This window comes from Novibacillus thermophilus (genome assembly GCF_002005165.1).
Classification (GTDB): Bacteria; Bacillota; Bacilli; order Thermoactinomycetales; family Novibacillaceae; genus Novibacillus; species Novibacillus thermophilus.
This window is the reverse complement of record NZ_CP019699.1, coordinates 1,631,630-1,655,865: the sequence shown is the minus strand read 5'-3', so window position 1 is coordinate 1,655,865 and position 24,236 is coordinate 1,631,630. Positions and strand designations below refer to the sequence as shown.

Genomic DNA, 24,236 nt, shown 5'->3' with positions numbered 1-24,236 from the left:
GCATGTGAAACCACTGGTGTTGCATTAATTAAATCCGATGATTCATAATACCCTCAATGTTCACATTTCGGTTGTCCAACTGACAAAAAAATCCTTTACAATGGATGTACAGGGTGGTTCCTGTCCAAATCCAACGTAAAGGATACCGTTATGGACAAGAATACACTGATTTCATCATTTGGTAAATGGGTGGCACCCATTAATTTTTCCCATTTTGAAAAACAAGTTGCCGCCACCAATCAGGACAAATACACCAAGAAGCTCACGACAAAGGCTTATCTGATGCTTTTCCTGTATGCACATCTTCAGGAAGAAGAGAGTTTACGCGCAATTTCGGATGCCGTACTCGATGAAGATTTGGGGCAGGCACTCGGACTCGATGGGATTAGCGCTTCCCAATTGTCTCGAAAGAATAGGGAAGTGGATCCATCGCTGATGGCCAATGTGTTTCTTCATCTCGTTCAGCAAATCCATCGGCACAAACAAGGCAAGAAACGGGTGGATCTACCGGTCAAAATCATTGACTCCAGCACCATTCCTTTAAGTTTAAGCCGCTATAAATGGGCCACTTTTCGCAAGACGAAGGCCGGTGTCAAATTACACTTACGCCTTGTCTTTATGGACAAAGGAACGGTCTATCCGGAAAAGGCCATCGTTACACCGGCTAACATCCACGACCGTACCCAATTGGAGGTTCTCATAGACGAAAAAGAAGCGATGTACGTTTTTGATCGCGGTTATGTCGACTACGAGAGATTTGACCGCTATTGTGATAAAGGGATTTTCTTCGCTTCGCGTCTGAAGAAAAACGCGGTGATCCGCACCCTTGAAACGTTTTCCGTCGCGGAAGAAAGCCCCATTATGTCAGATTCGATGGTCGTCATCGGTACCCCTCAGAAACGAACGGAAAATGTATTCCGGCTCATTGAAACCGTTGATTCGAAAGGCAATGTCATTCGCCTTGTGACCAATCGTTTTGACCTGAGCGCCGAAGAAATCGGTGACATCTATCGTTCGCGTTGGGCGATCGAGCTGTTTTTCAAGTGGCTTAAGCAACACGTGCGAATCAAAACCTTTTTCGGAACGAGTGAGGAAGCCATCCAAAACCAGATTTTCATGGCACTCATCGCCTACTGTCTGCTTGTTCTCGTGCAAATGGAGACCAAAGCGAAGCAGTCCATCTTGCAATTAAAACGATGGTTAAAATCTTTTCTTTGGAAATCCTATGAAAAATGGTTTCACCGCATCCAATTTCGTTCGATGAGGCGAAAGAGAAAACTCTCGACATAAGCGTGTTTGTCGTTGTCACTCTAGGACTAACTGTATAATATTACCAAATGGGCAGCACCACCTTTTATGCGGTATTTGTCTTTTTAGCCCTATTAGATGAAATATGGATAACTGAATATTCAATCAAGTAATTGCCAAGTTTTATGCAACAGTAGTGATGTGAAACATACGTAACACGAAAGAAGAAGCACAAAAAGGCGAGCTCGGAAAAAACCTCACAAGCCCGCACGCAACCATCCTTGGCGCCAATGTGTGCACCTCTAGGAAACCACCATGAACCTTCCGCTGTTAAACCCAGCAGGTGTAGAGCTATGTTAGCAAGGGAGAGAGGGACTCGGGTGAAGGGCTTTACCTTTGATGAAATGCTCTTGCCCCCGGACACACTGTTACGCTAGGATGCCGCCTCGAGAATGCCTTTACCTGGAAACAACACGTTACTGTTCCGATTCGCTTCCCATTTTTCAATCATACGGTTCACTTGAGTATGGAGAATGTCAAACGCTTTGTCAGACATCATCCCCACGTCTTTTTGATGCTTAAGCAATCCCTTAAAGCTCTCCAAGTGTTTGATGACTTTTTCGGCTATTCCTAAATTTTCGTAATAACTAATGGCTGTCAAGTGTGCCATTAATGAACGAACACCTTCATCGTTTGACAACTCCTCTTCTTCAGCGAGGCGGTCAACCCACGTTTTCATGCTCTCTGCCCTTATGTCTATCTCTTCCAAACCGTCACGAGCCTCATTCAATCTCGACAAAGCACCGTCGACTTCCGTCTGGGTCGCATTTGGGTCGTTCAGAACGTTTTCGGCTTCTGTTAAAGCGTATTGCAAATTTTTCCAACTCTCTACCGTGTAGAGGTATTCATTCAATTGCTCTGCCTTGATTTCGTTCACGCGAATTTGCAATTCGTATTTATCCACCTCGGAGTCCTGAAGGAACTCCGGTGGTTTGCGGTGTTGTGTTTTTTGTTCGTAAGCATAAGCAATCTTCATTAGGGTCGGTTCATCAAATGCTCTCGCCAGAAATTCGACTCCAACTGGAAGACCGTCTGTGGTGTAACCGGCAGGTACCGTGATCGCAGGAAATCCACTGAACGCGCTCAACCGATTATTATTTCCAACACGCTGACCTCTCCCTATTTCTGCAGCGGCATTTGTCGAAGTCGGGTACATCAAAGCATCCAGTTCGTTGTCTGCCATCGCCTTTAACACCCCATGTTGTGCCACTTTTGTACGGAAAAGGACAATATCCTTGTATTCCTCAGTATCTAAAGTTTCCCGTTCATTTCTCTCAATCAACGACCTCTCGATCGATTTGCTGTACTCCCCTGACTGAATGATTTCATCTAGCGAAGCATAAGGAGCCCCCTCGCCAAGGGCCTCTAAATAGTCATTCAGTTGGAATTTAAATTCCCAGTTACTCAAACTCGGGTAAGAGAAAATCTCATCAAGAAAAGGAATCTCCACCTCTACTACTTCAGCACCCAGTTGTTCTACATCTTCAATCGCTCTCTCAATAATGTCATTCACTTCGTGACTGCTTTCGTTGAATAAGGACCTGACCACTCCTATCTTTGCTCCCTCTAACCCGTCCTCAGTGAGAAATTCCGTGTACGTTTCCGGGATGTTGGTGACGCTTCTGGCTGTTTCGATGTCTTTCTCATCGTACCCCACTGTAGCATCCAACAAATAGGCAATGTCTTCAACGGTGCGCGCCATCGGTCCGCCGGTATCTTGAGTGAGAGCCAGGGGAATAATTCCATCGCGACTAGAAAGCCCGATTGTCGGCCGTAATCCTACTAGACTATTAAAAGCTGACGGAATTCGGATCGAGCCACCCGTATCTGTACCAAAACCCGCCGTGGCAAAATTGGCAGCCACGGCAGCACCCGTCCCGCCACTTGACCCTCCAGGGTTATGAGCCAGATTATAGGGGTTTAAGGTTTGTCCGCCAAGTGAACTTTCTGTCGTAATACCGAAAGCAAATTCATGTAAATTGGTTTTTGCCAAAATAATAGCTCCTGCTTCTTTTAACTTTTGAACCTGGTGGGCGTCATCCGGCGGTATCGAATCCTTTAAACATACACAACCGGCCGATGTCGGCATGTCCGCTGTATCAAAGTTATCTTTAAGTACGATGGGAATGCCGTGAAGCGGACTTCTAGGCCCGTGTTGCGCCCTTTCTTTATCCAACTCTCGCGCAATTTCTACTGCATTTTCATTGATCGTGATGATGGAATTGATGCTCGGCCCTTGTTGATCATAGGCCTCAATGCGTTTCAAGTACTGAAGCACCAGTTCTTCTGCTGTCAGGATTCCTCGCTCCATTGCTGCTTGAATTTCCGAAATTGTCGCCTCTGTCAGTTCAAATGCTTCAGAAGTCGGCGTTTCCAAAGGACGATCTGCATAAGAAGACATCGGGGCAACGAGCAAAACAGCTACCAACAACAACATCGTTAAATGGTGCCTGATTCGACATTTCACTTCTCTTCTCCTCCAATCTTTTTGACCCATACATATATATCAAGAGAGGGACGGCTCATCCCTAATGGAAGGGGGCGTTTTTAATGGCCTGTTCCTGTACAAACATGCTTGAACCTTATCCTAGTGTGCACCCTTTAAACCCTCAGCGAGCCACGAAACCCTCTGGAACTGTAGTAAGAGGACGCACCGTTGTGATACACGAAGACGTGCCCGTAGCGGCGATCGCAAAAAAGGGCACCGCCAAGTTTTCTAATATCAGGTGGTGTTTGCACCCAGCTCGACGTTTTCGTATCGAAACTTTCAAGTTTCTGCAGCGCTCGATACTGTTCTTCCGTTAACAGTTCAATCCCCATGGCAGTTGCCATATCCATAGCGTTATTTTCTGGTTTATGTTTTTTCCTCGCCTCCTGCGCTTCGCGGTCGTAACAAACACTTCTGCGGCCTCTTGGACTCTCCGCCGAACAATCACAGAAAATGTATTCGCCAGTCCTTTCATCCCGGCACACAACATCCGGTTCCCCGCCCGTTCTTTCCATTTCATTGAGCGACCACAGCTTTTCAGGCTGAGCTTCCAGCTTTGCTCGGACTTTAGCCCATTCAAGACCTTTATGGCGGTGCATGTTCTCCTCAAAACGGGCTTTTAATACTCTCAGCAATTCCTCACGCTGTTCTGGTGACAACTCCTTGTCAGGACTGGCATTGTTTCTCTTCGTCACGTTAACTTCCTCCTTTAGATTCCGATGTTTTCAAGCAGCTGTCATGACACTGCCACTGCCTCACACCCCCCTTTTGTTACCATTCCACACGCTATAAAAAAACACCTTTCCTCAAAAAGGTGTCCATCTCCCAGATGCTTTTAAACGTAAAACTCCATATGATGTTTTTCCTGTTTATAGTAATCCAACCTATCCTGCAATGTGCCAGTATGAAATTCAAACTTATGACCATCTGGATCAGTAAAGTAAATAGATTTTTTGTCCCTTTCATCTCTAGGACGACCAGGTAAAATGTTGACGCCCAATTCCTTTAATTTGTTGTAGATTCTATCAAAATCAGCCTCTTCAATTGAAAAAGCGATATGAGTGTATGACCGGCTTATTTCATTACGGGGAATGTCTTTCTCTAAGTTAAGCGCCAGCCACATGCCATTCAAATCAAAGTAGGCCGTGCTCCTCCCTTTGACTAGCAATTTAGCTCCAAAAACATCTTGGTAAAACTTAATCGATCTCTCCAAATCAGAAACGGAAAACAAAAAGTGATTAAGCCCTTTTACGAACAACTTCATCACCTCAGGAATAGCTAAACTAAAAATGCAAACGCCTGTCAACTAACGTCCTTCAATTGTATGTGTCAAGTTTTACTCGACGACCTTACAGGAAAAAGGATCAGAAGACCTTAATTTTGTCGCCAGACCCCTAACGCGCTTCGCTTGTTTTATCCCTAGTGGAGGGCAAAATGCATTTTGACCTCTAGGGATGTCATATCTTTTATGCGATGACGGAAGACAGACGATTGATCACCTTGTTCAACTGTCCAATCGCACTTGATGACGAGGCGGCTCCAACCTCAATCCTCCCGTGGTGGATGCCCATCGCATCTCGTTTGCTTGCTTTTTTTGCCTGACGCCGTAGCTTTTGAGTCACCGGACGATTGGGCCACACCGTGAGCACCGCCTCTCTCAACGTCCCATTGGCGATTCCCTGTTGCACTTTCGCCACCGCTTCGGCTCCTGCTTCACTCCAGTACATCCCTCTCCGTTTCATCCGGTACACCAAACGCCTCTGATTCGATTCCATACAGCCCATCCCTCGGGCGTTTTCCGGCTTATTCGGGCTCACCTCGCGCCAATCACGCAGTAAGTCCCAATGCCCTTCCAGATACTTTCTCATGTCTTCGATTCGCTTTTCTTCGCCCTCGGTTTCCGCATTCCCTATGGCGGTATCGATGACCGCTTTAAAGCGATCTTGATTCTGTTGTGTGATCGCCTCTTCCAGTAAAGGGATCAGCTTAGGCTGACGGCTTAATCCATGGCGAATACTCCGCTTTACATGAAAGCGATCCAGTTGATGGGTGATGGACGCCGCCTCCGAGAATATTTCCGCCACGCGTTCTGTCGAGATCCACGACGCTGCATCCGCGTTGGTGGCGATATGGGATCCGGTTAGATCCCAGCGATGTCGGATGACAGCAAAGCCCTTCTCCCAAAAGTCTTCTCCCGACGCCACGGTGGAAAAGGTTTGTCGATCGGTTAAGGACACACGCGACCCGTTATGGTCCCATCCGGTATAGGCGATCATATGCTTAATTTCAATGCTTTTGCCTTTCCCCTTGACGTACAAGCCATCGGCTTCACAGTACAAATGCTGGGTAGATGGCGCTTCAGGGATGGTGATGTCTTCAAATAGCTGATCCCGTTTCCGCGTATCCATCGCTGCCTGAGCCTCACCCGCTTCTCTGACGAGACGTTGAAAGGTCGTATGGCTGATGGGGATACCGGCGAGGCGCTTTGTCGCCTCTGACGCCAATCGGTAAGTCATCCCCGGAGCGGTCGCTAACTCCGCCCCCAGTATCATGACGTCAGGACTGTATCTTTTACGAGGTTTTAATCCTATCGCCTCATCAACCGGATAATGCGCGTTGCCGTTTTTGTCATACATTAAGTGGCGTCGGTAGGTCACTGGACCAAAGAAACAGGTGAACTGGCGCTGATCACGCCGCTCACTTTTCCAACCGTAATAGGTCTTGTAATACGCCACTAGGGCCTGATCCAGTTGCTCCAAAAACTCCCCCAACTGATCCGCAATGATGCCCATCATTTTCACACGTAGGGTTTCCCAAAAGGACAACATGTCTGAAGACTGTTCTAAAATAGATGCGATTTCTGGTATAATTGGTTTCAAGGAAGACCTCTCCTTTCGTCGCGGTTAGGAGTCATGTTTAGGTCTTCCTTTTCTGCATTTTTCCTCAGAAATCCTGCTAAGCCCCTTCGAGTGAAATTTTATACATACCCTTCAATTTCTCCTTTTGTCGGAAAACTTATGCCAAGCGAAATTGACCCATGCCTCATGCATAAGATCCACAAGTGGAAAAGTAATACTTTGTATGTTTTAGGAACGAACTAAGTGTTGACTATGGTATAATGCTCATATTAACATGTCAAGTAAAAATAATATTAACCTGAAAAGATAACTTAAGGCGAAAAATGATGATTTTGTCGAAAAACGGCAGTCTCACGGGGAGACTGGTCTTTAACTTGACCTCCCATAAGCTGAACAAAGGTCATGAGATGGAAGATACCATAATAAGGGCCACTGAACACAATGATCTGATCTTGATTTTCTTGCATAAGGCGACGACGCCAATTGCGAATCCCTTTCGACGGCTGATTAGAGGATTCACTCTCTTCGCCTTCTTCCGTTTGCTCGGCACACCAAGTTCGATAAGCCGTTGTCAGGGCAATGGTCAAAAACGTGAAATAGACGTGCGATACCATGCCATTGGCCGTTTTGGTTGGCGCATGTTCCAGATTCCAGCCCTGTTTGCCTTCACGAAAAAGTAAATTCTCAATAAGGCTGCGCCCATCATAAGCATCATACGGAACAAAAGGGCGGTCAACGGGACTGTTGGTCAAAAAAACAGGGCATTTGTCTGCCGGGATCTCCTCGTTTCGGTAGCGTTGAATGACCACGGCGTTGATTGGGCAACCGCCGCCGCCCGTCTTACTGTATTGCTTTGCGGGCTTTGCCGGGTCCCGATAATCGACATAACTGGTTAACGCCTTGACACCAGTAACTTGGGTCTCGAGGATGTGCTCGGTTTTGCTTTTGCCACGACCGGACGTCTGTTTTTCTTGGCGTGTATCCGTCACCCCCATGGACGCTTGAGCCAAGTCCCGTGCATCCTGGGCGACGTCCATGTTGGAGCGTGCGGGAATCACAAATGTGATCTTTTGTTGGTCGAGCCAATATAAGGTGGTGCCGTCCAGAAAGCCCCGATCCATCAACACTTGGGTGATCCGGCTGTGCTTGCCCAGATTGCGCTGAGCCTGCTCGATGAGCACACGCGTATATTTGGACTCGTGTTCATGAATGGGGACGACTTTTAGAGCAAGGGGAATTTCCGTGTGCTGGTCAAACAACACAATCGCTTTCCATCCGTAAACGACACACTCGATCTCCCGGACGCCCTTTTTGTTGTGGATTTTCTTTTTGCGCATCACTTTTCCGGCACCTTCGTAGTTCGGCGTCGTTTCGATATCGGTGCCATCGATGATGCCCGTCACTTGTTGGTAGAAAGCACCAGATGCCGCTAAGTTGGCGATATTGGTGTTAAACAGTTGTTCAATCTCCTGTGGTGTCGCCTTATTCATGAATTCTGCCAGTGTCTGAGGGGTAAACGGGCTGGCGGGTGGGGTGTCGTTATGCCGTTTACCGGCACCCCGATTACAGTACCCTTCTTCCAACACCATAGCCGAAAAGCCCAAGGTTCGCATCACACCCTGATCACTAAACAACAGAGCAGGCAAACTTTTCATCGCCTTAATGCCCAGCAATGTTTTGGCCAAATACGTGATCAAGCAGTAATAAAACGGAATCATCACCCGTTGATACTGGCTAGCTTGAAAGGTGGAAAAAGAATGGAGGACACCGGTTTCTGACAAGTAGCCCATAAAATCATCCAAGATAGCTTCATCTTCCAGGTTGTGTACGCTGTCCATCGTTTTCGTGGTGCTGATCACCTGGGCGACGTATTCATCATCCCTTGTAGCGGCCACAATGGAAAAACGGTCGTTTAAGATGTGGGCGAAGTTACTCATCAATCATCCCTCATTCCGATTTTTATCTGGAATGAAGACATTCGCTCCGGAACCACTATTTTCCTTGTAGACTGACCCATTTCGACAAAACTAATGGTGATTCGACAATTGATTAGCTATGTTATCTTTTCAGAATATTAACTTGTCAATAATTATATATTTTTTGCAAACGGATGGTGAGTAACATGTCATTAGATACTTTGTTAGAAATAAGTGACTCATCTATATATAACATTCAAACGAATACAAGAGGGAATGAAGGGACTCTGCCTATAACAAAAGAAATGCTGTTGGATTCTCCAAGTGGACATTTGTTTGGCTTATCCCAAAATGTCGGGATGGGTTGGAATATTAAAGATTTGTTGGGACCTCAAGTTCTAATTTTGAGCACACAAGGAGGAATTCGAGACCATTATGGAAATCCAATTGCATTAGGCTATCATACAGGTCATTGGGAAGTCGGACTTCTGGTGCACGCTGCGGCTGAAGTTATTCGTGAAAACAACGGAATTCCATTCACCGGATACGTCAGTGATCCCTGTGATGGGCGCTCTCAGGGAACAAGCGGGATGTACGATTCCCTTCCCTACCGCAATGATGCGGCAATTGTATATCGACGACTCATTCGATCTTTACCAACTCGAGAAGCAGTTATCGGAGTAGCAACCTGTGATAAAGGACTTCCTGCTATGATGTTGGCTCTTGCAGGTAGCAAGGATTTACCTGGAATTATCATCCCTGGAGGCGTGTCTCTTCCACCCACTAATGGAGAAGATGCAGGAAAAGTTCAAACAATAGGGGCACGATTTGCCAATGACGAAATAACGTTAAAGGAAGCTGCTGAGCTTGGGTGTCGTGCTTGTGCAACCCCTGGAGGTGGTTGTCAATTTTTTGGAACCGCTGCCTCATCTCAAGTCGTTGCCGAAGCGATGGGAATGGCCATTACTCATTCAGCTTTAGCTCCTTCAGGTCAATCAATTTGGTTAGAAATGGCAAGGCAATCTGCTAAAGCGGTCATGGCATTAAAAAAAGAAAATATCAAAATATCTGATATATTAACAGACAAAGCCATAGAAAATGCCATGGTCGTTCATGCTGCTTTTGGAGGTTCAACAAACCTGTTACTCCACATTCCTGCTATTGCCCATGCTGCCGGTTTAAAAGTACCGACGGTGAAAGATTGGGTGCGTGTAAATAAAAAAATTCCTCGCATAGTAAGCGTATTACCAAATGGCCCAGTGGACCATCCAACGGTTCGTGTGTTTTTAGCAGGTGGAGTACCAGAAGTAATGCTTTATCTCCGAAAATTAGGAGTTTTGCATGAAGATGTCCTTACTGTCACTGGAAGAACTCTCGGCGAGAATCTAGATTGGTGGGAAAAATCCGAACGTCGCATGAAATTAAAAGAGAGATTACTGGAAGTTGATAAAGTTGATCCAGAAAGTGTAATTATGAGTCCGGAGATAGCCAAGGAAAGAGGCCTAACCTCAACCGTAACTTTTCCAACTGGCAACATTGCTCCAGAAGGATCTGTCATTAAATCTACATCCATCAGTCCGGATGTCGTGGATGAAGACGGTGTATACCGCCATACGGGTAAAGCAAAAGTTTTTACTTCAGAACAAGGGGCTATCCGCGCCATTAAAAACGGAGACATTGAAGCAGGAGACATAATGGTAGTCATAGGAGGCGGTCCACTTGGAACGGGTATGGAAGAGACGTATCAATTAACTTCAGCATTAAGGCATTTATCCTACGGGAAATACGTTTCTTTGATTACTGATGCACGCTTTTCAGGAGTTTCCACAGGTGCTTGTATTGGCCATGTTGGTCCCGAGGCATTGGCTGGTGGCCCGATTGGAAAATTGCGAAATGGTGATGTTATAGAAATTGTCATAGATCGGGAAAATTTAGTTGGGTCGGTAAATTTTATTGGAACCAGGGAGCGACGGTTAACACCAGAAGAAGGAGCGAGACTCTTAGCCGAACGCTCTACCCATCCTGATTTAAAACCTAATCCTAGATTACCGGATGACACAAGATTATGGGCTGCTTTACAGTCTGTAAGCGGCGGCTCCTGGAAAGGTAGTGTCTATGATGTTGATAGGATTATTGAAGTGTTAGAAGCTGGAAAGGAAATACTAGCAAAAAAGAGAAACCATAAAAATTAAAAATATCCTTTTTTGGTAAAGTTGCACACCTTCCTTGCTTGAGATGCAACACAAGAAATAAACAAAAGCCACGGTAATTCCGTTATGATGAACAGGAGGAATTACCGATGGCTCAATCCCATGATAACCACAAAGGAATGTACCTTTTCACATCTTACGCCATATGCCGTGGTTGAATTCGGGCCCTTCGTGAGGAATTGCAGATGTGAACAGCGACACCGTTACACAGCGAAAATTGGATCTGACGCCTGAAACCGGTCAGCAAACTCTAATTTTAACCCCAAATCTTCACACGGTTTTTTCCTTTTTGCAGAATATTAAATGGTCCCAAAACGCTTTTTCCATCTTTTTGTTTTCCGAAGTAATCTGTATCTAAAATTAATTCACTTCCATCTGGATTAACAAATTCAGCATCGACTATCCGCACTCTTTCTAATGTGTTTGTAGAATGAATTTTTCCAGATAATTTCTCAAAGTCTTCTGGAAGCTTACAAGTAAGATATACTTCATCTCCTTCTTCTATAATGTTTATTTCCGGATCAAAATGATCCACCACAATATTCTCTTCTTCTTCTTCAAAAGGTACTGCTCCATTTAAGTATATGTTGTGGTTAATATAAACAGGCTGTTCTACAGTCATGAATATATCTAGATCGCCAGGCTCTTTACTTTCAACTGCTTCAATATACTCCTCTAATGATTGAGTATAACCGTTATAGTGAGAAGTCCCCATCCCCTCTTTAGAATTCTCTAAAGCGTTAGCACCGATGTTACGGGCAGTTTTAGTTTTTATATAATCACCGCCAATAAAGATATTGTTAAACATTCGGTCGTCTCCACCATACACAACTGCAAACCCTGCTACCTCTGTACTATGAGGCACATGATATGGAGTTGCACGATTGAGAACTTTCGAAAGAACCATTTTCCCACAAATTAAGTTGTTTATGTAGGCTCCACCTTGAGCAAAATTGTCGATTGCATAGTCAGATGCCAAAATATTGTGATCCACTAAATAGGGACCATGACTAACTTCTACAAACAAATCACGATTATTTCGATAAAACAAATTTTTACTTACTCTTGTACCTTGTGTTTGCCAATCTAGCCAAGTTCCTAAAGTACAATCATGAATACGATTATGATAAATTTGCACATCAATGGCTGCGTGTAACTTGATACCAGCAATCTCGTGTCCATAAAACTCTCTTTTTAAACCAATATTATAAATATGGTTACTATATATTTCACTAAATACACATCCCAAATGACCTACAATACCGTTTTGTCCACAATCATATATCGTATTGTTTCGGATAATGTGTGAACCAATTTTCTCTTTACTCCATCCAGCTTGCCGAGCAAGAAATACAGATTCTAACTGATATTGATAACCTGGCTTATCTTTCCGCTTGGAACGAAAGTTATTCCCTGTCGATGCTTCTTTGCCAATACTAATTGCACTACATTTCGAATCATGAATGATGTTATCTTCAATAATCCAACCTTTACTCCAATGAGGGCCTATTAACCCTGGCTGATCCGCTGTCGGTGGGGCCCACGGAGTTGCTGCGTGACACATTTCAAAACCTTTAACAGTAATATAATTAATCCCTGTTTCTTCTGGATAAAAACAACATTTTCGGACATTTATTTCTACTAATTCTTCGTTGGGATTATAGTCGTGAAAATTCGCATATATGGTAGTCTTGTTTTCATCTACTTCCGCAAACCAGAGATATTTTGTTTGCTCTGGATGATGGACAGGGACAATTTCTCCTGTCCAGTGATCTAATACTTCTGTTCTTATGCTTGGATTTAGCAATTCCTCATATCTATTAGCTTCGTAAAAGGACATGCCATTTAAATAAACATCCCCTAAGTGTTTCCCAGGATTATATACAACCCAATCACCAAAAATTTTCTCTTTATAAGGGTTATAACCACCAAAAAATTCATTTGGTAATACAACTTTCCATACACTGCCTTCAACTTTCTCCCAATCTTGTATACGTTCAGATCCTTTAATGACTACTTTTTCTCCTTCAGCAGCTCTATAAGTAATCCTTCTTTTATCGCTCAATCCGGAATTTTTTGGTTTTACCCATTCACGATACTCACCTTCATGGACAATAACAGTATCCCCTGCTTCAGCCATAGAAGCAGCCTTATTAATTGTAAAAAAAGGATCTTGTTTCGTCCCTTGTCCAAGGTCTGATCCATTTTTGGCTACATGATATTCATTATTCATGTTTCTCCCCCTTTTAGTTATACAGCTAGAGGTAACGATACATCTAACGTTAAAAAAAATGATACCCTCCTCTTTATACCGCCGCTCGCATCGTTTTTGGTAGTTTGGAAATCATTTTCCCTTCATAAAAGGTACTCTACGATTTAACAAACACGGTCTTTATCGATGTAAAGAATTCCTTCGCGGCTTCCCCCTGTTCCCGAGAATGTGAACTGGAAGACTTCATACCCCCGAATGGCGCTTGATATTCTACACCCGTCGTTTCCGAATTTACACGCACTAGTCCAGCTTCAATATCGTCTACAAATGATAGAATGTGACCGATGTTTTTCGTAAAGATAGAAGCACTTAACCCGTATGCCACATCATTAGCCAATTCAATAGCTTCTTCGACAGTGTCCACCTTCATTAAAACTAATACGGGACCAAAAATCTCTTCCTGGGCAATCGCCATGGATGAGGTGACTTTATCAAATATCGTCGGACGAATATAGAGACCGTTTTTTAAATCATCGTCCTGCGGCTCATCTCCACCATAGAGTAAATCAGCTCCTTCGTCGATCCCTTTTTGAATGTATTGTTTAACGATTTCAAACTGAGATTTGTTCGCACAAGGCCCCATCCAAGTTTCCTCTTTTAAACCATCACCAACCTTAATTTCTTTTACTTTGTCGAGTAATTTTTTCTTAAACGCCTCATAAATCCCACTTTGTACGATGACCCGGCTACTGCATGTACACTTTTGTCCCGTCGTTTTTAATCCTCCATTCAGTACCGCCTCTACCGCTTTATCAAGATCACAGTCATCCGCGATAATAATCGGGTTCTTTCCTCCCATCTCTAATTGATATTTCCCTCCACGGGCGGCAACCGTTTGACCAATCTGAACTCCAACGTTGTTCGAACCAGTAAAAGTGACAGCATCCACATCTGGACTTTCTGCCAATCCCCGGCCGATGATTGAACCCCTACCAGTAACCAAATTGAGCACACCTTCGGGGATTCCAGCTTGATCAAAACACTCGACCAATTTTGCAACTGTCACTGCCGCTTCGGTTGCTGGTTTTAACACAACAGTATTGCCGTAGACAAGAGCCGGCGCTATTTTCCACACCGGAATCGCGACGGGAAAATTCCACGGAGTAATGACCCCAACCACCCCGACCGGTACTCGTTTGCTAAACATTAAAGCAGAGCGATCCGTCGACGGAATGACATCGCCAATTTTTCGTGTTCCTTCGCCCGCATAATACTTTAGAATGGCAATACCACGTGCCGTTTCCCCTTTCGCTTCGGGTAAGGTCTTACCCATCTCTCGGGTCATTGTTTCCGCAATCTCATCAAGACGGTTTTCGAGTATTTGCGCAACTTTATAGAGATACTCCCCACGTTCTGAACCGGACAACTTTCCCCAACTTTTTTGCACTGATTTTGCCGCCTGTATGGCATAATCGAGATCTGCTATACTGGAACTCTGCACCTTCCCGACGATTTCGTTAATATCCGCAGGGTTATAAGAGGGGATCACTTCCCCCGTTGATGATTTTCTCCATGCACCGTTAACATAATTTAAATACACGCTTTCCTCAGTAGTAACTATAGACATATGTACCCTCCTAATTCGTCGTTGTCGATATTACTGTTCCTTTACTGGGTTGACCAGAATGCCAATCTCCGGAATCTCGATTTCAACTTGATCGCCCTCCCTCAGCGTAAAGTCATTGCCCGGGACAATGCAAGTCCCTGTTAACAGCACAGTTCCGTTGAAAATGACATTATCTTTCATTAAGTAGGAAACAAGTTCGTCATACTGTCTTTCTAACTGAGAAGTACTGCCCCAATCTTCAAACACCTTCCTACCTTCTCTGTAAATTCGGCAGAAAATGGAAAGTCGATACGGATCATCCACCGTTTCGGCAAGTCGTATGGCTGGACCAATCGCACAAGAGTTCCGCCAAATTTTGGCCTGGGACAAGTACAGTGGATTCTCTCCCTCAATATCGCGACTGCTCAGATCATTACCAATTGTGTAACCTAATATTTCCCCTTTTCTGTTCAAGACAAGACCAAGCTCCGGCTCCGGAACTTGCCAGTGAGAATCAGTTCTCAAATAAATGGGAGTGTGTGGCCCAACCGTTCGTCGACTGGTGGACTTTAGGAATAGTTCCGGCCTCTCGGCTGTATAAACCTTATCGTAAAAGGATTCACTTGTCGTTTTTGCTTCAAAATTTCTTGCATCCTTACTCCGTCGATAGGTCACCCCGGATGCCCACACTTCATAGGCATCGATAGGTACAAGTAAAGTCAAATCTTCTAAATGTTTCTCGATCGGCTGTGAACGATTCACGGTTTGCATTACCAAGGATAAACATGATACCTTATGCGTCTCTGCCTGTTCGATTAACGCTAAAAAATCTTTATACGGCAAGGGGTAGATTGCTGAATCTTCGGTCACGGCCGCTAATTGTTTGGATCCGTTGGTCTTCTGGTAACGAATGATTCTCATAGGAACCTCCCTCTCGAAATAAAAAATTATTTTAGCATGCTCGTTAATCTTATGTTCGAAGCTTCTTCATTGCTTTTCTGGAATTTCCGCAGTTACTCAACTATTAATCAAATAAGTTTATTTATACTACAAACTATTCTATTAAACAATTGTCACGATGATATTCATGTAAAGGACATATTTAAGTCAAAATCACATCAATCGCGACCTTAGCCAAATCCTGGTTTAGGTCCTTTTCTTCTGTTAAATCTAGTCTTGGATAACCATCTATATCAAAATGTACACGCCGAATCCCGGAAGACCTAGGACCTTTTATTCCCGGTCTTGCATGATAGACGTTCCATATCGTTCCGAAATCATCTACCACATAAGAATTGTGTCCTGGACCATATTCTCCTGGAACACTCCTCGAGGTAAGTAGTGGGAAGTTATACTTTGTCCAACAAGTAGGATCTAACAAATCTGCGCCTTTTTCGGCTGTTAACAATCCAATAACATAAGTTTCATCAATCAAGGAACCAGAATATGTCAAGAACAGTTTGTTATCTCTCATCAAAGCGAACGGCCCTTCGACTACAAAAACGTTGTTATTTTCCCAACCATATTCTGGTTTGGTAAGGACAACCGGGTCACAAATTAATCTCCAAGGTTCCTTTGGATCAACCTTTGCAATGTAAAGCCACGCCCCAAGATCTTCAGGTATAAATTCTCTCTGTGACCAAACGACATAATATTCTCCATTCCATTGAATGACAGTCATATCCAAAGATATAGTCTTCCCTGCTTCACACAAATAAGTGCCATCTTTTTTTACAACACGATGTGGTCTTGACCAATCTTTTGCACAAACAGGGGTCCCGCCTCTTCGTAATTTCATAACGTGTGATTGTTCATAGTAAAACCCACCCGATGTGGCACCATGAAAGATATAAAGATCACCTTCTATTATGTGAAACTCTGGCGCCCATAATAAACCTTTAATATCTTCGTATGTGTTGGAATCAAGTATCAATCTTTCCTCAGCATCCACTAATCCTGGAATTGTGTCTGCTTCCCTGATGTATAAAGAATGATTTCCATCGGCATCATTTGTAGCTATAAAGTAGTACTTTCCATTCCATTTAGTAATACACGGATCAGCTCGGTCAATTGCAACTGGAAATGAGTAGTGATCTTGGTGTACTGTACCGGTTATCCTATAGGTTCCAGGCTTCTTCCAGTCGATACCCCTTTTATCCCAATCAACGTACTTTATATCTGTTGTCCCATCACTGTATATTGCCCTTGCTTTCACATCTTTTAAATCTTCTTCACTTTTTATTTTGACACTTTTTGGAGTCTCTATTTTAACATTCGTTGGCACTGTCAGTTTACAGATTAGTCTATGGGCAATTTCTTCTGAAACGCGTATAACGTTTCTAGGAACTATTTCTTCTATCTTTGTTTTAACAGGATCCAACTGAAAAGGTTCACTATGTGCAGGATCAGAAATATTATCTAAAAAAATATCCTCTATAAAATTCACATAATAATTTCCAAAATCATCGCTCCATCTAATTATATAAGCCTGTTTTTCATCATCGTAATTACAAACTACGTCATTAACAAAAGTGTTTCCCTTCAAATCTAGTAATCCAATTTCTTCATATTGTAACAAATCTGGAGATGAAAAAATAAGGACTTTTCCTTTACTCTCCTCATCGTTTCGGCCATCCGATTCAGTACGAACAGCTATGACTCCAAAATTTCCATCTTTCAAATAGAATATATAGGGATTTTTTAAACTCTTCGCGTTGAGGGAACCGTTCTCATTTTCAGTTGCTTTCGCAAACAAAACCCCAGAATTATGATTTAACGGTTCAAAATTTATTCCATCATTACTATAAGCAAGATGCATACTATAAGCTAATTTTGTGGAATAGATGATGTCTTTTTTTGGTAATCTGGTATAGCAAAGTATATAATTCGATTCTTTATTCGCTTGTAATGTCATTATTATCACCTTCTGGGTCATGTGTTTTTTGCACATACATCACTTATATATTGTGAGCCAAGATCGGAAAGAGAGATTTAATCCTTTCCTAATCTTGTGTATCTAGTACGACTAATTTATTGTCTCCTTATAATATGTTGTATAAATGTCTCTTTAGGAAATGTTTCGATCACCCCTTTAATCCTGACATTGTGATACCTTCAACAAAATATTTTTGTGCGATTATAAACAGTATAATTAATGGAATTACGGCTATTAAGGAAACTGCCATAAGCATTTGGATTTGTGTAGATCCATAAGAATTCTCGAAAAATTTTAAACCAATTGCAAGTGTAAAATTTTCCTCACTATTTAAGTAAATTAAGGGGTTCAGAAAGTCATTCCAATGGTATGCAATTGATAAAACTGCAATTGTTGTCAAAGCAGGTTTTATTTGTGGTAATAGTATTTTATAGTATATTTGAAATGAATTTGCTCCATCAATATAAGCAGCTTCATCTAACTCTTTGGGGATTGTCTTAAAAAATTGTCTTAGTAAGAAAATATTGAACGCCCCACCTCCAAAATATGAAGGGATGATAAGGGGTTTAAGCGTATCTAACCAACCGATTTTAGAAAATAAAATATAAGTCGGTATCAGAAGAACTTGATCAGGAAGCATCATGGTACCAAGAACGATCGTAAAAAGCAAAGTGCTGTAACGCGATTTAAATCTTGCAAATCCATAAGCAACAAAGGATGAAGAGATTACGGTTCCTAAAACCGCTAAAGTTGTTACAACAATCGTATTCCATGTATACCTGGTGAAATCTGCATATTGCCAACCCTCAATAAAATTTTCAAATGTTATTGTTTCTGGCAACAATTTTGGAGGGATTGTATAGACTTCTGTTGGTAATTTAAGGGAAGTAGCAACCATCCATAAAAACGGGAAAATAAAGATCAATGCAATTATTGTTAAAACAATATAACCGAAAATACTTTTAACAAGATCAATGCTTCTATTGTTAGATGAATTTATCTGTTTTTGAGCTTCCACTCGACCTAGCATGTTTACACCACCCAAGTGTTAATTGTCATAGTGTACCCAACGTTTAGATGTCTGGTTTATAATCAGAGTAAGGATCATAATAATACTGAATAAAATCCATGCTAATGTTGAAGCATATCCCATCTCACCATATTTAAATGCATGATTGTATATATGCATCATGATTGTATAAGTAGCATGATTAGGCCCACCTTCTGTTAAAACGTATGGTTGCGTGAAAATTTGAAATCCGTTTATTATTCCCATTACTAAATTAAAAAATATGGTAGGTGTCAATAGAGGGATCGTGATATAAATAATCTTCTGAATACCGTTTGCACCATCTATTTCAGTACTCTCATACAATTGTTTTGGTATATCCTGTAAACCCGCAAGTGTTATAATAATTGAATTACCAATTGACCAAAGCATCATGATGATTATGGCTGGCATCGCCCATTTTTCATCACTTAGCCAATTAGGGCCTTCTATTCCAGATAGTGAAAGCGCATAATTTATAAGTCCAAACTGCGAATTAAAAATCCATCCCCATAACAACGTTACCGCAACACCTGCTGTAACAAACGGTACATAAACCGCTGCTCTAAAAAGCTGAATTCCTTTAATATTTTTTTTATTTAATGCGATTGCTATTAAAATTGATAGGATTATACTTAATGGAACCTGAATTGCTACATAAAAAATTGTGTTTAACAAGGATTTAACGAAAAGGGCATCTTCAGTAAACGCCTTAATGAAATTATCTAATCCAATAAATGTACCGATCCCAGTATTATCAGCATTGGTAAAAACCAATATCATTGAATATACTATTGGATATAATGTAAATATTATAAATCCTAAAATCCAAGGTGATATGTATATATAAAATAGTCTCGCTTCACTTTTTTCTTTTGTACTATATTTTTTTATCATTATTTCACCCCTCGCTAATTCATTACTAAAAGTAAGGGGGAGGAAAAATAATTCTTTCCTCCTATTTATTAATGGTTCTAAGTTAGTGGCTTCTCTCATGAATGTCATCCAGTGCATCTTGCATTTTTGGTGCATATTTTTCAACAGCGTCTTTAGCAGTGCTTTTATGAGTTTTAATCTCATCCATTAATTGAAAAAATATGTCAGCCGCTTTTTGTATAGAGCCTCCCCATGGGAAAGTGACGGCATCCTCAAGCCCATTCAAATACTCAGTTTGTTTAATATCAGTATTTGGGATCGTCATTTCAGCAAACGTAGTTTCAGCTGATTCCTTTAATGCAGGAATCCCAACCTTAGCATAGATATCATTAACTTCTTTATTCAATGAAACTGTCTCTATATAAGCCCAAGCAGCTTCTTTGTTCTTCGAATCTTTATTCATTGCCCATCCTGTTTGAAATTTAATATTTGTGTGTTTGCCATTTGGATCTTTCGGTGGTAGTACAACACCCCACTCAAAACTATCTCCAACTTTTTTAGCTATTTCACCAGCCTCAAACAATCCTAATGGATACATGGCTGCCCTTCCAGTCACAAACATTGCATCCATTGGAATACTTTTTGATGCAGCATCATCAGGTATTGCCTCAGCTTTAATTAACTCTTCAATCAATTTTAATGCCTTAATTGTTTCTGGAGAATCAATAGTTTGTGTAGTCCAATCTTCATTATAAGGTGTTCCACCATACAGATAAGGTGCAAAACTATTAAGTATCCAATGTGAAACAATAGCGTATGTTCGATCAGCTCCAGAACCTGAAGAAACTAGCTTTGCAATTTCTGCAAAGTCATCCCAGGTCCAATCATTTGTAGGATAGGGAACTCCGGCTTCATCAAAAATTTCCTTATTATAAGCAATCAGAAAACATGATTGTGTTGTAGGCATTCCTTCCCGTTTACCGTCCTGAAGTACATAACCATCATCCGCTCCTGGAGTAAATAATGATTCATCTATTTTATTCTTTTCAAAGTATGGAGTTAAATCTTCAAACCATTTTGCACGAAGAGCTTTCCAGTCAGGTGATAACATAATAACATCAGCTGCATCTCCTGCAGCAAGCGCAGCATCAAGCTTTTCATCAATGCTATCAGCGGGAAGCCATATTTCATCAACTTTAACGTCAGGATACATTTTTTGGAAAATTTTAGTGGCATCTTTTCGGGCTTGTAGTTCTTCTCCACCTCCCCATCCCATGACTGTAATTTCCCCAGAAATTTCTTCCCCATTGCTTTGCTTTTCATTATCCTGTTCATTGACTTCATGACTATCACTTGAACAAGCTGTCATAAGGAAAAACAACGAAACAACTAAAAGGAATCCTAATATTTTTTTCATCATCTCTCACTCCTTTATCCAAACAGATACCATGGATGTAGGATACCGTCTCCATAGGACTTCCTATGGTAACCGTCCATCTTTACACAAAAGGGAAAACGCTTCCGGAAAAAATTTTTGGAATTACCATATTCGTCATTTACTCAGGTTCAATAGAATCGATAAGTAAATTCTCACCATCCCTTCCTGATAACGGTTTATAAAGTTTGTTTATTATACAAACTATATTGAGTGAGTGATCAAGTCTTACGGAAGTTCTTCTCACCTTTAACTTTGGTAAGTAAAATGTAGCACAAACAGTACACTGTAACCTCGACTTGACACGGAGCCTCTGCAGCACATTTTCTAACGGAAGAGCGAAAAACCTCGCCATCCTACCATGCCTGCTCTTCCGCGTAAATCAAACCTCGCAGAGCTAGCACGTAAAGCAAAGCCTCACCATTTCCCTCCCTGATAACGGTTTCTTTAATTGTATTATATATCAAAAAAATAAAGTTTGTCCATTACACAAACAATATTAATTGAGATAAGTTTCGGGAGTTATGCTCAACTTTTAACTTTGACAAGCAAAAACGTAAAACAGTTTAGAACCGCAAGAGAATCCAAACTCAGTCCGCTTTTTTTTGGCAGTCTCCGTATCAGTTCCTTTCTTTCCGTACTTCCTGCCTGAACGCTTTTAACACTGCATAACTCATAAAGAGCAACACGATGGTCAGTGGGAACGCGCTGACGATGATCGCTGTCTGCAATCCACTCAAACCGCCTGTCCCCATCAGAATGATCGCCGTTGCCGCTAAAAACAGTCCCCAACTGATCTTCACAAAATTAGGCGGGTTGAGACTGCCATTTGTCGTTTGCATCCCGAGCACAAATGTCGCTGAATCGGCCGACGTGATGAAAAACGTCGTGATCAAAAACAGAGAAATGACAGACATCGTGCCGCTCAAAGGCAGTTGTTGAAACGTATAAAATAAGGCCGTTTCCAATGATTGTGCCGCAATTTCAGTTCCTTGGTACAAATCAAAGTAAATACCTGTCCCACCGAACACAGAGAACCAAATGACACACACTGTGGTTGGCACAAGCAATACGGCAACCATAAATTCTCGGACAGTCCGCCCTTTCGACACGCGGGCAATAAACGTGCCGACAAACGGAGACCAGGCAATCCACCAGGCCATGAAAAAAATTGTCCAATTGCGCAGCCATTCCGCATTTTCCGCATTAAATGGCGCCATCCGCAGTGACATGCTCGGCAAATACTGAATGTATTCACCGACCGCAGTCGTGAATAAGTCGAGGATAAATCCCACCGGTCCCAACACGAAAAACAAACAGAACAGGATGACTGCCAACATCATATTGGCATTACTTAAATATTTGATACCGCGTTTGAGACCGGTAGCGGCTGACAAAATAAACAGAACCGTGGTCACGGCAATGATGATCAATTGTATCCAAAAAGCAGTGGGAATGCCGGTTAAGTAAGAAAGACCACTGTTAATTTGCGCCGCACCGAGACCGAGTGACGCCGCTACACCAAACACGGTCGCGAAGACAGCAACTAAGTCAACGGCAATTCCAATCGGTCCTTGAGTTTTTTTCCCGAGAAGTGGATACAACGTGGCACTGATCAAACCGGGCACCTTTTTTCTAAACTTGTAGTAAGCCAAAGACAGTCCGATAATGGCATAAATTGCCCAAGCATGCAGTCCCCAGTTGAGATGCGTGTACCGGAGCGCAAGTTTTGCTGCCTCAGGCGTTCCTCCGGGTCCATAAGGAGGATTGACAAAATGTGAAACCGGTTCAGATACACCATAAAACAAGAGGCCGATCCCCATACCGGCACTAAACAGCATGGCAATCCACGTCGGACGGCTGTATTCCGGCCGATCCTCGTCGTCGCCCAATTTGATTCTGCCGTATTTCGAAAAAACCAAAAACAGCGCGAGCAACATAAAAAAAGTGGCTGAAAATTGATAAAACCACCCAAACACGCGCAATAATACATTTTGCGCACTTTCCATTACACCGATAAGGTTGTTTGGAGCGATGACACCCCAAATGACAAAGACAGTAGCAATCGCCATACCGATCCAGTACACTAACGAAACTTGCTTCATAGAGCCACCTTCCCCTTTCTCGATTAGGATGACTCGTTACCGGTGTATTTATGTAGCAGCACATAAAGGAGATGGGAAAGTGGGATGATGAATCGAATCAGCGACTCTCATGTCAGCTTTTTGACACAAACGTATTCATTCCGCCAGTCGTAACGCCTCTAGGTCGTAGATGAGGATGCCTTTGCGATCAATATCTAAGAGCTGTCTCTTTTTCAATTGGTTCAAAACCCTGTTCACCGATTCACGCGACGTACCGACCATATTTGCGAAGTCCCGGTTGGTCATCGGTAGTCCAATAAAGATGCCGTCACCCTTTTGTTCCCCATATTCATCCGCAAGGCGCAACAACGTGTGAACAACCCTGCGAAACACATCACTTGAAATCAACTCTTGCAACCGCTCTTGCAACTGGAAAATCTTTTGTCCCATCATTTTCATCACTTTGATCGCAATTTTTGGTTTTTCCATGAGAAGCTGGTCAAAATCGTCGATACGGATCACGAGTAACTCGGCTCTTTCGATCACTTCAGCGGTCGCCGGATAAGGCGAATCGTCAAAAAAACCGACGTGTGGAAACATATCGCCTTTCTGCAATAAAGAAATCACTTGTTCATTACCCTCTTCATCCACTTTGTACGTCTTGATCATTCCCGCTCGAATGAAAAAAACGGCTTCCCGTGTTTCTCCTTCGACAAAGACCAATGTATGTTTTTCATATGTGCGGATGGACGTAATTGATGTCAGGTGTTTTAATTCCGTGTATGTCAATTCATTAAATAGAGGGATATTTTGCAGCAGCTCCACCATGTGATGATCCATGCACGTCTCCCCTTACCATAATGCTTCTCGTGCTACTTTTATTCTAACGCCATGATTGTCATAATTTCCAATAAAACACGGATGCACATTCACACGGTATAGGGACGCAGAACGTAAAAAATGAGGGCACGATTCGCGTACCCTCACAGTGAAAATAACGGTAACCTATCATTTGAAAAAGTCGGCGTTTTTCTGTATAAATTCTTGCTCTTCTTCCGGTACGAACTCTTCTGCAAAAATCGCCTCCACCGGACATACCGGTTCGCAAGCACCGCAATCGATGCACGTGTCCGGATCGATGTAGTACTGGTCTTCACCTTCGTGGATGCAGTCCACTGGGCATTCCTCCACGCATGAGGCGTCTTTCACGCCGATACACGGTGACGTGATGACATACGCCATGTAGATCCCTCCTTCCCA

General features: G+C 42.6%; 17 protein-coding genes. 2 read left to right on the top strand and 15 right to left on the bottom strand.

Features of this window, described 5'->3' with window-relative positions; translation table 11 throughout:
* Positions 1-150 precede the first annotated feature (150 nt).
* Complete coding sequence (locus B0W44_RS08290; protein WP_077718569.1) at positions 151-1,290, top strand: IS4 family transposase; 1,140 nt, start codon at positions 151-153, stop codon at positions 1,288-1,290.
* Between the two features lie 391 nt (positions 1,291-1,681).
* Here the strand turns inward: B0W44_RS08290 and B0W44_RS08285 are convergent, their stop codons facing one another.
* From B0W44_RS08285 to B0W44_RS08265, 5 genes are all read right to left on the bottom strand, one after another.
* Positions 1,682-3,709: an amidase family protein gene (locus tag B0W44_RS08285; RefSeq protein WP_418304091.1), complete on the bottom strand. Its 2,028-nt coding sequence runs from the start codon at positions 3,707-3,709 to the stop codon at positions 1,682-1,684.
* A 200-nt stretch (positions 3,710-3,909) separates the two neighbouring features.
* The gene (locus B0W44_RS08280; protein ID WP_077719653.1) at positions 3,910-4,491 is read right to left on the bottom strand and encodes a DUF4256 domain-containing protein; all 582 of its coding nucleotides are present in this window, start codon (positions 4,489-4,491) and stop codon (positions 3,910-3,912) included.
* Between the two features lie 140 nt (positions 4,492-4,631).
* Complete coding sequence (fosM, locus tag B0W44_RS08275) at positions 4,632-5,060, bottom strand: FosM family fosfomycin resistance protein (protein ID WP_418304090.1); 429 nt, start codon at positions 5,058-5,060, stop codon at positions 4,632-4,634.
* A gap of 202 nt (positions 5,061-5,262) precedes the next feature.
* Positions 5,263-6,675 (bottom strand): ISLre2 family transposase, encoded by a 1,413-nt coding sequence (locus B0W44_RS08270; protein WP_077719652.1) that lies wholly within the window; start codon positions 6,673-6,675, stop codon positions 5,263-5,265.
* A gap of 290 nt (positions 6,676-6,965) precedes the next feature.
* On the bottom strand, positions 6,966-8,591 hold the full coding sequence (locus tag B0W44_RS08265) for a transposase (protein WP_077719651.1): 1,626 nt from the start codon (positions 8,589-8,591) through the stop codon (positions 6,966-6,968).
* 185 nt (positions 8,592-8,776) lie between these two features.
* Between B0W44_RS08265 and B0W44_RS08260 the strand changes: the two genes are divergently transcribed.
* Positions 8,777-10,762, top strand: a complete 1,986-nt coding sequence (locus B0W44_RS08260; protein WP_077719650.1) for a YjhG/YagF family D-xylonate dehydratase — start codon at positions 8,777-8,779, stop codon at positions 10,760-10,762.
* A 274-nt stretch (positions 10,763-11,036) separates the two neighbouring features.
* Here the strand turns inward: B0W44_RS08260 and B0W44_RS08255 are convergent, their stop codons facing one another.
* The 10 genes from B0W44_RS08255 to B0W44_RS08210 form a co-directional block, all read right to left on the bottom strand.
* Positions 11,037-13,013, bottom strand: a complete 1,977-nt coding sequence (locus tag B0W44_RS08255; RefSeq protein ID WP_077719649.1) for a right-handed parallel beta-helix repeat-containing protein — start codon at positions 13,011-13,013, stop codon at positions 11,037-11,039.
* Positions 13,014-13,149: 136 nt separating this feature from the next.
* On the bottom strand, positions 13,150-14,619 hold the full coding sequence (gene gucD / locus B0W44_RS08250) for an alpha-ketoglutaric semialdehyde dehydrogenase GucD (RefSeq protein ID WP_077719648.1): 1,470 nt from the start codon (positions 14,617-14,619) through the stop codon (positions 13,150-13,152).
* A gap of 30 nt (positions 14,620-14,649) precedes the next feature.
* Positions 14,650-15,519 (bottom strand): fumarylacetoacetate hydrolase family protein, encoded by an 870-nt coding sequence (locus tag B0W44_RS08245; protein ID WP_077719647.1) that lies wholly within the window; start codon positions 15,517-15,519, stop codon positions 14,650-14,652.
* A gap of 181 nt (positions 15,520-15,700) precedes the next feature.
* Positions 15,701-17,512: a family 43 glycosylhydrolase gene (locus B0W44_RS08240; RefSeq protein ID WP_077719646.1), complete on the bottom strand. Its 1,812-nt coding sequence runs from the start codon at positions 17,510-17,512 to the stop codon at positions 15,701-15,703.
* A 169-nt stretch (positions 17,513-17,681) separates the two neighbouring features.
* On the bottom strand, positions 17,682-18,563 hold the full coding sequence (locus B0W44_RS08235; protein WP_077719645.1) for a carbohydrate ABC transporter permease: 882 nt from the start codon (positions 18,561-18,563) through the stop codon (positions 17,682-17,684).
* Positions 18,564-18,581: 18 nt separating this feature from the next.
* A complete protein-coding gene (locus B0W44_RS08230) occupies positions 18,582-19,577 on the bottom strand; it encodes a carbohydrate ABC transporter permease (protein WP_228441604.1) in 996 nt (331 codons plus the stop codon).
* On the bottom strand, positions 19,561-20,874 hold the full coding sequence (locus tag B0W44_RS08225; RefSeq protein ID WP_169835487.1) for an ABC transporter substrate-binding protein: 1,314 nt from the start codon (positions 20,872-20,874) through the stop codon (positions 19,561-19,563). The genes B0W44_RS08230 and B0W44_RS08225 overlap by 17 nt, the downstream gene beginning before the upstream one ends.
* Before the next feature lie 638 nt (positions 20,875-21,512).
* Positions 21,513-22,997: a BCCT family transporter gene (locus tag B0W44_RS08220; RefSeq protein WP_077719642.1), complete on the bottom strand. Its 1,485-nt coding sequence runs from the start codon at positions 22,995-22,997 to the stop codon at positions 21,513-21,515.
* A 135-nt stretch (positions 22,998-23,132) separates the two neighbouring features.
* Entirely contained in the window at positions 23,133-23,816 is a 684-nt protein-coding gene (locus B0W44_RS08215) for a Crp/Fnr family transcriptional regulator (RefSeq protein ID WP_228441603.1), read from the bottom strand.
* A 168-nt stretch (positions 23,817-23,984) separates the two neighbouring features.
* Entirely contained in the window at positions 23,985-24,218 is a 234-nt protein-coding gene (locus B0W44_RS08210; RefSeq protein WP_077719641.1) for a ferredoxin family protein, read from the bottom strand.
* Positions 24,219-24,236 lie beyond the last annotated feature (18 nt).

Coding starts and splice junctions, on each gene's coding strand:
- B0W44_RS08220 (WP_077719642.1), bottom strand. CDS start 22,997: ATGAAGCAAGTTTCGTTAGTGTACTGGATCGGTATGGCGATTGCTACT.
- B0W44_RS08255 (WP_077719649.1), bottom strand. CDS start 13,013: ATGAATAATGAATATCATGTAGCCAAAAATGGATCAGACCTTGGACAA.
- B0W44_RS08215 (WP_228441603.1), bottom strand. CDS start 23,816: ATGGATCATCACATGGTGGAGCTGCTGCAAAATATCCCTCTATTTAAT.
- B0W44_RS08225 (WP_169835487.1), bottom strand. CDS start 20,874: ATGAAAAAAATATTAGGATTCCTTTTAGTTGTTTCGTTGTTTTTCCTT.
- B0W44_RS08245 (WP_077719647.1), bottom strand. CDS start 15,519: ATGAGAATCATTCGTTACCAGAAGACCAACGGATCCAAACAATTAGCG.
- B0W44_RS08230 (WP_228441604.1), bottom strand. CDS start 19,577: ATGAGAGAAGCCACTAACTTAGAACCATTAATAAATAGGAGGAAAGAA.
- B0W44_RS08235 (WP_077719645.1), bottom strand. CDS start 18,563: ATGCTAGGTCGAGTGGAAGCTCAAAAACAGATAAATTCATCTAACAAT.
- B0W44_RS08210 (WP_077719641.1), bottom strand. CDS start 24,218: ATGGCGTATGTCATCACGTCACCGTGTATCGGCGTGAAAGACGCCTCA.
- B0W44_RS08285 (WP_418304091.1), bottom strand. CDS start 3,709: ATGTCTTCTTATGCAGATCGTCCTTTGGAAACGCCGACTTCTGAAGCA.
- B0W44_RS08290 (WP_077718569.1), top strand. CDS start 151: ATGGACAAGAATACACTGATTTCATCATTTGGTAAATGGGTGGCACCC.
- fosM (WP_418304090.1), bottom strand. CDS start 5,060: ATGAAGTTGTTCGTAAAAGGGCTTAATCACTTTTTGTTTTCCGTTTCT.
- B0W44_RS08240 (WP_077719646.1), bottom strand. CDS start 17,512: ATGACATTACAAGCGAATAAAGAATCGAATTATATACTTTGCTATACC.
- B0W44_RS08265 (WP_077719651.1), bottom strand. CDS start 8,591: ATGAGTAACTTCGCCCACATCTTAAACGACCGTTTTTCCATTGTGGCC.
- gucD (WP_077719648.1), bottom strand. CDS start 14,619: ATGTCTATAGTTACTACTGAGGAAAGCGTGTATTTAAATTATGTTAAC.
- B0W44_RS08260 (WP_077719650.1), top strand. CDS start 8,777: ATGTCATTAGATACTTTGTTAGAAATAAGTGACTCATCTATATATAAC.